Annotated in this window: 7 protein-coding genes; 3 read left to right on the forward strand and 4 right to left on the reverse strand. The window is 73.7% G+C overall.

The annotated features are described in order from the left end of the window. Positions 1-90: 90 nt before the first annotated feature. Positions 91-504 carry a hypothetical protein gene (locus ACZ562_RS19620; RefSeq protein WP_471180466.1) on the reverse strand — a complete coding sequence of 138 codons (414 nt, stop codon included), beginning with the start codon at positions 502-504 and terminating at the stop codon, positions 91-93. Between the two features lie 45 nt (positions 505-549). On the opposite strand from ACZ562_RS19620, the gene ACZ562_RS19625 reads away from it, so the two are divergent. The 3 genes from ACZ562_RS19625 to ACZ562_RS19635 all read left to right on the forward strand — a co-directional run bounded on the left by ACZ562_RS19625 (position 550) and on the right by ACZ562_RS19635 (position 4,215). Then, positions 550-1,140 carry a TetR/AcrR family transcriptional regulator gene (locus ACZ562_RS19625; RefSeq protein ID WP_471180468.1) on the forward strand — a complete coding sequence of 197 codons (591 nt, stop codon included), beginning with the start codon at positions 550-552 and terminating at the stop codon, positions 1,138-1,140. Between the two features lie 368 nt (positions 1,141-1,508). Further along, the gene (locus tag ACZ562_RS19630; protein ID WP_471180470.1) at positions 1,509-3,572 is read left to right on the forward strand and encodes a galactose-binding domain-containing protein; all 2,064 of its coding nucleotides are present in this window, start codon (positions 1,509-1,511) and stop codon (positions 3,570-3,572) included. A gap of 28 nt (positions 3,573-3,600) precedes the next feature. Next, a complete protein-coding gene (locus ACZ562_RS19635; RefSeq protein WP_471180472.1) occupies positions 3,601-4,215 on the forward strand; it encodes a TetR/AcrR family transcriptional regulator in 615 nt (204 codons plus the stop codon). Positions 4,216-4,245: 30 nt separating this feature from the next. Here the strand turns inward: ACZ562_RS19635 and ACZ562_RS19640 are convergent, their stop codons facing one another. Genes ACZ562_RS19640 through ACZ562_RS19650 form a run of 3 tightly spaced genes read right to left on the reverse strand, consistent with a single transcriptional unit; the run spans position 4,246 to position 10,996 of the window. Then, on the reverse strand, positions 4,246-6,183 hold the full coding sequence (locus ACZ562_RS19640) for a hypothetical protein (protein ID WP_471180475.1): 1,938 nt from the start codon (positions 6,181-6,183) through the stop codon (positions 4,246-4,248). Beyond that, on the reverse strand, positions 6,180-9,839 hold the full coding sequence (locus tag ACZ562_RS19645; RefSeq protein WP_471180478.1) for a vWA domain-containing protein: 3,660 nt from the start codon (positions 9,837-9,839) through the stop codon (positions 6,180-6,182). The genes ACZ562_RS19640 and ACZ562_RS19645 overlap by 4 nt, the downstream gene beginning before the upstream one ends. Then, positions 9,836-10,996, reverse strand: a complete 1,161-nt coding sequence (locus ACZ562_RS19650) for an ATP-binding protein (RefSeq protein WP_471180480.1) — start codon at positions 10,994-10,996, stop codon at positions 9,836-9,838. Before ACZ562_RS19650 ends, ACZ562_RS19645 begins: the two co-directional genes overlap by 4 nt. Position 10,997 lies beyond the last annotated feature (1 nt).

Below are 10,997 nucleotides of genomic sequence, written 5' to 3' on the forward strand. Positions count from 1 at the left end.
GCCTCAACTGCCCGACGGGCCGGATCTGTTCCGTGCTGACGGCGTCGGTCATCGGTGCCGCGGACCGGCGTGCCGCGCACCGGAGCGCCGTCAAGCGACTGTCTGTGCGCCGTTCTGTGCCGCGAGGGCGAGCTTGCGGTGCGTGCGGACCATCATGGCGCGTGCCATGAAGGGGTGAACCCTCTTCACGGCACCCCAATAGAGCCTGGAGCGCCACGCGTTCGTCCTCACCGAACTGCAGAGGGTGACGTACTTCTCGTCGATGACGATCGAGGCCCAGGCGTCGAGACCTGCCGTGCTCACGTCCATGAGTGCTTCGCCGTCCTGCTGCGCCGCGATCGGGAACGCGTCCCGCAGGATGCCCGTCCAGGCCGCCGGATCGCGTGGCATTCCCGGCCGCAGTTCCATGGCGTACGCGTCCTGGTAGTCGGGCCGCTCCACGGCTGTCCTGATCAGCCGGGCGCCTTCGGGAAACACCACCGCTACGGGCTTTTCCTTGAGCATCGTGTACCTCCATACGCTGGCGTACGGTGAACCATACGATAGCGTATGGACATGGTGCAACGGCAGCAGACCAGGAAGGCCAGGCTCAGTGCCCGCGACTGGGCGGATGCGGCGCTTGGCGCCATCGGAGAGGGTGGCGGCCTCGCGGCGGTGGCGGTCGAGCCGCTCGCGGCGCGCCTCGGTACCACGAAGGGCAGCTTCTACTGGCACTTCGACAATCGCGAGGCACTGATCGAGGCCGCGCTCGCCCGCTGGGTCGAGGCGGACACCGAGGAGATCATCGCGGCGGTGGAGACCGAGCCGGACCCCGAGAAGCGTCTGCGCAGACTGTTCACCGAGGTCACCCTGCCGGCCGGCGCCGATCCGCTTGAGCTCTCGCTGCTCGCGAGCACCGACCACCCTCGGGTCGCCGCCGCCCTGCGGCAGGTCACCGAGCGCCGGGTCGGCTACCTGGCCGGGCTCTTCGCAGGGCTCGGCTTCGCCGAGAACGAGGCGCGGCGGCGTGCGCTGATGGCGTACAGCTTCTATCTGGGCCACACCCAGCTCGGCCACGCCGTGCCGTCGACGCTGCCCTCGCGCGAGGAGTTCCCCGCCTACCTGGAGGCGACGATGGACGCGCTGCTGCGGCGCGAGTAACGCCTCACGGCCCTCCTCCTCGTGCCAATGGCCGGTTCGCCTGCCGGGACGCCAAGTCCCTGGAGGATGCCGGGATGCCCGGCCTGGGGAGCGGGCTGCCGCCACTCGCACTGCTGTGCCTGGCCCTCGCGCCGGCCGAGAGCGAACTCGCGGGCGCCGGCAGCGGCCTGCTCACGCTCGGCCCGTCTCGGAAAGGCCCCCGCGGCCCGCATCAGGTCAAGTGTCCCGGACTCTTGACTCGGAATGCGGCAGTCGCGATCCTCGTCCCACAACCTTGTGCCGGTCATGACAACCCAGCCATGGGGTCTTCGGCCCCGGTCCGCCCGGCTCGTCGACCGCGCCATCCCGCCGACCCAGGGACGTGGGCCGTGACCATCGCCGAACGCCCGTACCGCAGACGCAAACACGTCACCGTCGTGTCGCTGCTCCTCCTTGTACTGACCATGGCTCTCGGTCCCGCGCCGAGCTCGGCGGCCGGCACCGACTGGTGGACCCCGACCGCACGGCCCACGCCGGACTCCCGGATCAACGTCACCGGCGAGCCGTTCACGGGGACGAACTCCCGGGGAGAGGTGCGCGGCTTCGCCGACGCCCACGACCACCTGTTCGCCAACGAGGCCTTCGGCGGGCGGCTCATCTGCGGCAAGACGTTCTCCGAGGCCGGAATCGCCGAAGCGCTCAAGGACTGTCCCGAGCACTACCCCGACGGCACTCTCGCGATCTTCGACTACATCACCAACGGCGGTGACGGCAAGCACGATCCGGTCGGCTGGCCCACGTTCAAGGACTGGCCCGCGCACGACTCGCTGACCCATCAGCAGAACTACTACGCCTGGGTGGAGCGGGCCTGGCGCGGCGGCCAGCGGGTGCTCGTGAACGACCTCGTCACCAACGGCGTGATCTGCTCGGTGTACTTCTTCAAGGACCGCAGCTGCGACGAGATGACGTCGATCCGGCTCCAGGCGAAGCTGACGTACGACCTGCAGGCCTACATCGACCAGATGTACGGAGGCACCGGCAAGGGCTGGTTCCGGATCGTCACCGACAGCGCGCAGGCCCGTGAGGTCATCAAGCAGGGCAAGCTCGCCGTCATCCTGGGAGTGGAGACCTCCGAGCCGTTCGGCTGCAAGCAGATCCTGGACATCGCGCAGTGCGGCAAGGCCGACATCGACGCCGGGCTCGACGAGCTGTACGCGCTGGGCGTGCGCAGCATGTTCCTGTGCCACAAGTTCGACAACGCGCTGTGCGGGGTCCGCTTCGACTCGGGCGGCCTCGGAACGGCCATCAACGTCGGGCAGTTCCTGTCGACCGGCACCTTCTGGAAGACCGAGAGGTGCACGGGCCCCCAGCACGACAACCCCGTCAACGGAGCCTCGGCGTCCGAGGCCGAGGAGGACCTGCCGGCGGGCGTGGAGGTCCCCTCGTACGGCTCCGACGCCCAGTGCAACGTCCGTGGGCTCACCGGCCTCGGTGAGTACGCCGTGCGCGGCATGATGAAACGCAAGATGATGCTGGAGATCGACCACATGAGCGTCAAGGCCGTCGGCCGGGTGCTCGACATCTTCGAGGCCGACTCCTACCCCGGCGTCATCTCCTCGCACAGCTGGATGGACCTGAACTGGACCGAGCGGGTGTACGGCCTCGGCGGCTTCATCGCCCAGTACATGCACGGGTCCGAAGGGTTCGGCGCGGAGGCGAAGCGCACGGACGCCCTGCGCGAGAAGTACGACGTCGGCTACGGCTTCGGCACCGACATGAACGGCGTCGGCGGCTGGCCGGCACCCCGTGGCGCGGACGCCGCGAACAAGGTCACGTACCCGTTCAAGAGCGTCGACGGCGGCTCCGTCATCGACAGGCAGACCACAGGGCAGCGCACCTGGGACCTGAACACCGACGGAGCCGCGCACTACGGTCTCGTCCCGGACTGGATCGAGGACATCCGGCTCGTCGGCGGCCAGGACGTGGTCGACGATCTCTTCCGCGGTGCCGAGTCCTATCTCGACACCTGGGGCGCTTCCGAGAAGCACCAGTCCTCGGTCAACCTCGCCAAGGGCGCTCCGGCCACGGCCAGTTCCACTGAGTGGAGCCTGTTCACGAGCTACGCGCCGGGCCGGGTCGCGGACGGCACGCGGGACACCCGCTGGGCCAGCGACTGGAGCGACGACCAGTGGCTGCGGCTCGACCTGGGCTCCACCGACCTGGTCAAGCGCGTCACGCTCGACTGGGAACGCGCGTACGGCAAGTCGTACCGCGTCGAGCTCTCCGGCGACGGCGTGGACTGGCAGACCGCCTGGTCCACCACCTCCGGCGACGGCGGCCTGGACACCGCGCAGTTCACCGGTACACCGGCCCGCTATGTCCGCATCCATGGTATCGACCGCGGCACCGACTGGGGATACTCACTCTACGAGGTGGGCGTCTACAGCAGCTGACCTGCAGCACGAGCCGAAGGACACACGGATGGCACGAATGCCGTCGGCCGAGCGACGCCGGCAGCTGACCGAGGCGGCGATCAGGGCGATGGCCCGGGACGGCGTCGCCAAGACGACGACCCGGTCCATCGCCACCGAGGCGGGCGTGTCCCTGAGCGTCTTCCACTACTGCTTCGACTCCAAGCAGGAGCTGGTCGAGTCGGTCATCACGACCATCACCGACCACTCCGTCACCATGGTGAAGGAGGCCCTACGTCCCGGTTCCTCACTCCAGGAGACCGTGCGAGCCGGCTTCCAGGCGTACTGGGACCATGTCCGCGCCCACCCCGACGAGCACATGCTCACCTACGAACTGACGCAGTACGCGCTGCGCCAGCCGGGGTTCGAGCACCTGGCACGACGGCAGTACGAGCTGTACGGCGAGGCATACGCCGAGCTCATCGAGGAGTTGAGCCGGAGCATGGACCTCCGGCTCCGCGTGCCCGTTTCCGTACTGGCCCGCTATCTGGCCGCCATGACCGACGGACTGACCCTCAACTACCTCGTGCTCGGTGACGAAGCCGCCTGGTCCGACATCCTGGACACGGTCACCGCGCACATCGCCGGCCTGGTACACGACGACATCCGACAGACCGGGTGGTGAGGGGGCCCTCGGTGTCGGACGGCCCGATGGTCAGGCATCGGGGTCCGGCAGCCGCCAGGTGGCCTGTACCAGGGCCCGTTCGGTGCCGGCCAGATATACGGCCGCGGCGAGCCAGGCCCGCGCGTAGCGGTCCGGGTCGGCCTCGCCGGCGCGGCCGAAGACGTCGCGGCTGCGGCGGTCGGCCTCCGCGGTGAGGGCGGCCGCCAGGTTCGCGGCCGTCCGGAATCCGCTGCGCCGCAGCACCGCCCCACCGCCGCCCCGGTCGCCGTCGCGCGCCGGTTCGGCGACGGCCCGACGTCCCCCCGACACGGCAACCTCGACCAGCCGCCGCAGGCGCCACAGAGGGGCGTCGGCCAGCGGATCCGGCGGGAGGTCGGTGAGGCCGTCCACCGGGGTCAGGGCGTCCGGCGGGGGGAAGTGCGCGCCCTCCAGACGGTCGTAGCCCAGGTCGGCGTGGCCCAGCCAGTCCGCGGGCAGCCGCAGTGTCGCCTCGGTGTCCGGCAGGGGACCGACCGCGAGGGGGCGGAGCGTCGCGGCGCGGTCGGGGTCCAGGCGGCCGATGACACGGAGCCGCAGTCCGGGCCGGGACGCGAGCCGGCGGAAGTTGGCCGTGTGGGCCAGGTCGGGGTGGCCGCTGGCCGGTGTCAGCCGGATCAGGAGGCCGTCCGCGTCCGGTCGTCCGGGGGTCAGCTCGCGGGCGAGCAGGTGGTCGCCGGCCGCGCCGACGAGAACCAGGTCGCAGCCGATCAGCTCACGTACCGCCTGCTCGGCCTGCTCCGGGTCGCTCCCCGGAGTCCCCGTGAGCCGTTCGGCGACGGCCTCGGCCAGTGGGCGGGCGAACAGGGCGGCGAGCGGGCCCGACGTCCAGGACAGACCGGTGACCGGAGTGGCCCGTACGCCCTTGCCGGAGCCGAGGCGGCCGTCCGGGGAGAGCGTCGCGCCGGAGACCAGCAGCCCGCCACGGGCGAGTTGGGCGTGGTTGAGGCTGCCCGAGCCGACCGCGACGGTGGCCGTGGCGGCACCCCGGGCGCGGGCCGGGCCACCGGGCTTGACGTCGGCGACGGAGAACCAGCGCCCGTCGTCGGAGAGGAGATGGGTGACGACACCGCCGTAGCCGGTGGCTGCGATCACCGGCTCCCGGCACACACCGTGGACGCGCAGACTGCCGCCAGGCCGGTAGCTGCGGCGGGCGGTGCCGACCAGGGCCGGTTCCGGGTCTGCCGCCGCCAGCAGGCCGGTGGTGAGCAGCAGTTCCCGCACGCCTGCGACCAGATCGGCCAGCCGGTGGCCGTCGTGACGGGCGCGGGCGCCGCGCAGCCCGCGGACGACCCGCAGGGCGGCCGCCTCGGCGCGGTGCAGCCCGGCGAGCCGGGCCGTGTGGGCGGCCCGTAGCAGCTCTGCCTGCGGCACCGCGCCCGCGGCGGGTATCCCGGCGGTGAGTACGGCCGCGGTCGCTGCCCACAGCCCGGTCGCGGCGGCCACTTGGGTGTCGGTGGGTCCGGCGGGTGCTGACGGTTCCGAGGCGGGTTCGTCGCTCGGAGAGGCGCCGGACACGGCCCCCTTCGGAACCGCAGGAGCGCCGGTCGTCCCGGCTGCCTCGGCGTCGGCTCCTCCCTCTGACACGGCGGCGCCCTCGGTGCCCGCTGCCGCGGTCAACGGCTCGTCCGCCGCGTCCGCGTCGGCCACCGGGCAGGCGCCGAGCACGGCGGCGCGGTGCAGGCACCGGGGGGCGAGCAGACAGCTGCACCGCGCCTGCCCGGCGTCCGTGACCACGCCCGAGGGGCCGGGCGTGAGGGTGACCTCGGCGTCCTCACCGCACCGGACGCGCAGCAGGGCGCCGTCGGCGGTGACGGGCGTGGCCGCGTACGACTCGATCGCGGCGTCCAGCTTCTTGCGCAGCCGGGAGGTGAGGCTCTCGACAGCGGCGGCGACCACGTCGGGCGCCGCCGGGGGCAGTTCGGCGTTCATCGGGTCTCTCCGCGGAGGCGGTCGCCCACCCAGCGGGCGAGGGCGAGGGGACTGAGGGCCGCGACGGGCATTCCGGCCGCGACGAGTTGCCGGGCGACGGGCACCGAGTAGCGCGGGGTGCCGGTGTCGTCCAGGGCGGCGCACCCCATCAGGTGCACCCCGGAGCTCGCCAGGGCCCGTACCTCGCCGAGGAGTCCTCCGAGCGGGTACCCCTCCTCGAAGTCGCTCACCACCACCACGAGGGTCCGGCTGGGCACGGTCACCAGGGAGCGGGCGTGGGCGAGCCCGGCCGCGATGTGGGTGCCGCCGCCGACCCGTACCTCCAGGAGCAGCGACAAGGGGTCGTCCACCCGGTCCGTGAGGTCGATCACGTCGGTCGAGAACGTGAGGAAGTGGGTGGACAGGGTGGGCACCCCGCCCAGTACGGCCGCGGTGAGCGCGGACCAGATGACGGAGGCCTCCATCGACCCGGACACGTCCACCACCAGGATCAGCCGCCAGTCCGCCTCCTTGCGGGAGCGGGTGCTGAACACCGGCCGCTCCGGGACGACCACCGTCCTGCCGTCGGCCGTCCGGCGCGTGTGCGCCAGGTTGGCCCGCAGCGTACGCGGCAGGTCGAGCCGGCCGCCGGGACGGCGGGTCGGGCGTGGTGTGGCCAGACCCGTCAGGGCGGGGCGCATGCGGGTGGCGAGCTCCTTGGCCAGTTCGTCGACCAGGCGGCGCACGAGCGGGCGCAGCTTGGCCAGTTGCTGCTCGGGCATGCCCCCGGCGAGGGACAGCACGGAGGTCAGCAGGGCGACGGACGGGCGGACGGCCTGCGGGTCGAGCTCGGCCAGCACGTCGGTACGGCCCTGGTCGGCGGCCCGCGCCAGCACCTCCTCGCGGACCTCCGCGCCGAACAGCGCGTCCAGTTCCTCGGCCCATTCACGGGCCGTGGGGAAGGACGCGTCCTGGCCGCCGCCCTGGCCCTGGCCGCCGTCCCGGCCGAGGTCCGTGGCGCCCTCGCCCCGGCCGGTGCCGTACAGCTCGTCGAGCGCGTGCGCGTAACGGCGGGCGCCCGGTGGCAGCTTCTCGCTCTCCCGGCCGAGGAGCAGCCGCCAGCGGTCGGCGGGGGTGAGGTGAAGGGCGGCCGTCGCGGGGCCGCCTTCGGGCACCGCGGCGACGGGCTCGGTCCCGGCGGCGGAGTCGGTCGGCTGCCCGGGGGAGGCCGGTACGGCACTGTCGTGCGCTTCGTGCGAGTCCCGCACTACAAGGTCCTGGGATGCCACCGTGTCCGTCCGGAGGGACAGGAGCAGGGAGTCCACCGCCGCAAGGCCCGCCGTATCCGCGGCCGTCCACAGCGCGAGGAGCCCCGGTGAGGCGCCGAGCGACAGGTCGAGGCGGTCGCCGAGACGCTCGGTCACGGTGTTCAGCAGGCGGTCGCGGCCGGCCGGGCTGAGTGTGTCGAAGCCGCCGCGCAGCGCGGGCAGCCGGTCCAGGAACCCCTGGTCGGTGAGCGTTTCGATCCGGTCGAGCAGTGGGTCCAGCGCGGTCGGCGCCGACTCGAGCAGCGGAGCGGCACAGCTGAGCAGCCCGGTGAGCCGGCGAGCCAGGCCGTGGCGTGCGCCGGGGCTGGTGGCCGTGACGATCCATCCGGCGGCGCGCGCGCCGAGGGTGCCGGCGGCGTCGAGGTCGAGCAGGACCCGTGTGGCCAGGGCGGCACCCTGGACGAGCGGGGAGCCGGTGCGCGCGAGGGTGCCGAGGGCGTCGTCCATCCGCAGCCCCAGACGGTGTTCACCGGCCCGCGAGGCCAGCGCGACGAGTGCGGCCGCGTCCTCCGGCTGGTCGCTGCCCGCCAGGCCGGGCAGGGCACGGACCGCCGCCTCCAGCAGGTCGGCGGCCAGGTCGGCGGCCTCCTGCCTGCCCTCGGGCGTGGTGCCGGGCAGATGGCCCCGGCGCAGCGCCTCCAGCAGATCCAGTGCCTGGAGGAGTTCGGGCAGCGTGGCGGCGGCGGGGAGCACGGCGGCGGCGTCGGCCAGGCGCTCGGCGACCAGCGCGGGCAGGTCGCAGCGGGCGGCCGCCCGGAGCCCCGCGAGGACGAGTGCGCAGGTGGGCCCGCCCTCCGCCGACTCCCGGCGGAAGGTCTCCCGCAGGGTGCCCTCGGCGGCCAGGGCAGCGGTCACGCCCCGTATGCCGGCCAGGTCGAGTCGTACGGGAACGGCGGGGGTCCACGACAGACGCCACCGGGTGGTGAGCGCCGTCCCGTCGCCCGTGCCGGCCACCTCCACGGGCTCGCCGTAGCCCGCGCCGCACACCGCGAGGCGCTGGAGCAGGACCTCGCGGCGCCCGTCGAGGGCGGAGCGGAGCGGGTCGAGCCGCACCTCGCGCGAGGCGGGGTCGTCCGGGCCGGGCAGCCGCACCGCGGCGAGCTCCGCCTCGACGGACGGACCGAGTCCGGACCGCGGTGTGCCCGGCGCGATCCGGCCGCGGTCGGTGCCGACCAGGACCACTTCCAGGGCCCGCGCGAGGGCCCGGCCGCGGCCGAGCGGCTCGCCCTGGCCCATCACGGTCGTCAGCGCCTCCAGTACCTCGCCCCGCCCCGGGGCCGCGAGCCCTCGCAGCCGGGCAAGGTCGGATGCCATCCGCAGGGTCTCGGTGGCCTCGCCCGTTCCCGCGGTGTGACCGGCGGCGCGCAGCTCCCGGCACACGTCGGTGATCGCCCGCGCGGCGGCGGCGTGCAGCTGCTCGGGGTCGCCCCCGGCCGTGAACACCGCCTGCTGCCAGCGCGGGTCCCGGATGCCCGCCGGGTAGCCGGAACGGGAGTCCAGCAGATCGAAGGCGTACGGGACGAGGGAGGTGACGACGGGCGGGCGCTCTCCGACCAGGGATTCCCCGGCGACCGCTGACGCCGTGTCGGCCGCGCGCGGGGCCGGTGCGGCACCGTCCGACTCCGCCCCGTCCGTCAGAGCCGGGGCGTGGAACGCGCCGATGACGGCCGCGACCACGCGCCCGCCCGCCGCGGCACGGGCGATGGTCTCGCGCATGTGGGACTCGCGGGCCAGATCCACCGGCGGTACGCCGCCCGCCGACTCGGCGTCGCGTCGAAGGGCCCACCCCACGCCGAGGGCGGCGCGGCGGACCGCCTCGGGGGCGCAGCCGGGGGCGAGGACCTCCACGCAGCGGTCCCACAGGTCGTCCCCGTCGCGGCCGGTCCCGGCGGCAGTGAGCGCGTCCGCGAAGGCGGTGGGCGGGGCGACGGCTGCGGCCTCGACGACCGCGTTCCGCGTGTCCCCCGCCAGGGCGTGATCCACCGTGCTCCACCCCGGATCGGACATCGGCAGATCGCAGCACACGACCTCCGCCCCCCGCTGCCGCGCCCAGCGGACCGCGGCGAGTTCGGGGGAGAAGTCGGCGAACGGGTAGAAGCCGAGCCGCCCGCCCTCACCGGCCCCGGCCAGCGCGACCGGGGCGAGAGTGCCGGGGCTGGCCAGATGGGTGAGCCACGGCTGGAAGTCCGCGGGCAGCTCCACGCACACGACCTCGGCGCCGGAGGCGTCCAGCAGGGCCGGCACGGCCGCGGCGAGGGCCGGGCTGTGGTGCCGTACGCCCAGCAGGTACGGGACCACGGAGTCGGTGAGGGCCGTGACGGCCGCCCGCGGATCCTGAGTGAGCGTCACCGGAGGTTCTCCCGCAGGTCCCAGAGGCGGCGCCACATCGCCGAACCGTCCTCGGCGCGTCGGCGCACCGGGCCGTCCCAGTAGCCGAGCAGCCGCGCGTGGTCGGCCGGGTCGTCCTTGTGGACCACTCCCAGGAGGTGGCCGGGGACGAGGTCGAGGGCGTCCCCGCCGGGCAGATAGGCGGCGGCCACCCCGAGGGAGGCGGCCACATGCACGGCCTCGGCGGTGGACATCACCGTGCCGGGCCGCTCCACGTCCCAGCCCTCGGCGGAGCGCCCGGCGCGCAGGTCGCGGAAGACGGTGACCAGCACGTCGAGGACGGCGTCGTCGACTCCGAAGGCCGCGCCCGCCCGCTCGACGGCCGCCTCGGCCTGCCGCCGGACGAGCGCGGTCTCGGCGTCGACGTCGGCTATCGGGTGCACGGTCTCGAAGTTGAAGCGGCGCTTGAGCGCGGCGGACATCTCCGAGACACCGCGGTCGCGCAGGTTGGCCGTGGCGATGACGGTGAACCCGGGGGCGGCCGCGACCTGGGCGTCGTCCGTGCCGGACAGCTCGGGCACGCTCACCCGCCGGTCGGACAGGATCGACACCAGGGCGTCCTGCACCTCGGGCAGACAGCGGGTGATCTCCTCGACCCGCGCCACCCGGCCGGAGCGCATGGCGCCGAGCACCGGAGAGTCGACCAGCGCCTGCGGGGTCGGGCCCTGAGCGAGCAGCAGGGCGTAGTTCCAGCCGTAGCGGAAGGCGTCCTCGGTGGTGCCGGCGGTGCCCTGCACGGTGAGCGCGCTGGTGCCGCACACGGCGGCCGACAGCAGTTCGGAGAGCATCGACTTGGCCGTGCCGGGTTCGCCGACGAGCAGCAGGCCGCGCTCACCGGCGAGGGTGACCACGCACCGTTCCACCAGGGCGCGTTCGCCGACGAACTTGGGGGTGATCACCAGTCGGTCGGGCAGCGTCTCGTGCGGCTTGGGCAGCTTCAGGGCCTCGCCGCCGCTGCCGCAGACGAAGGTGACCACGGAGCGCGGGGTCAGCCGCCAGCCGGGCGGGCGGGGGCCCTCGTCATGAGCGGCGAGGAAGGCGAGTTCGGTGGCGTGGTGCTCCTCGGCGGGCAGGGTCTGCCGGGCCGGAAGGGCCGTCGCCGTGTCGGTCGGGGTCATG

This window comes from Streptomyces sp. NPDC040410 (genome assembly GCF_055595715.1).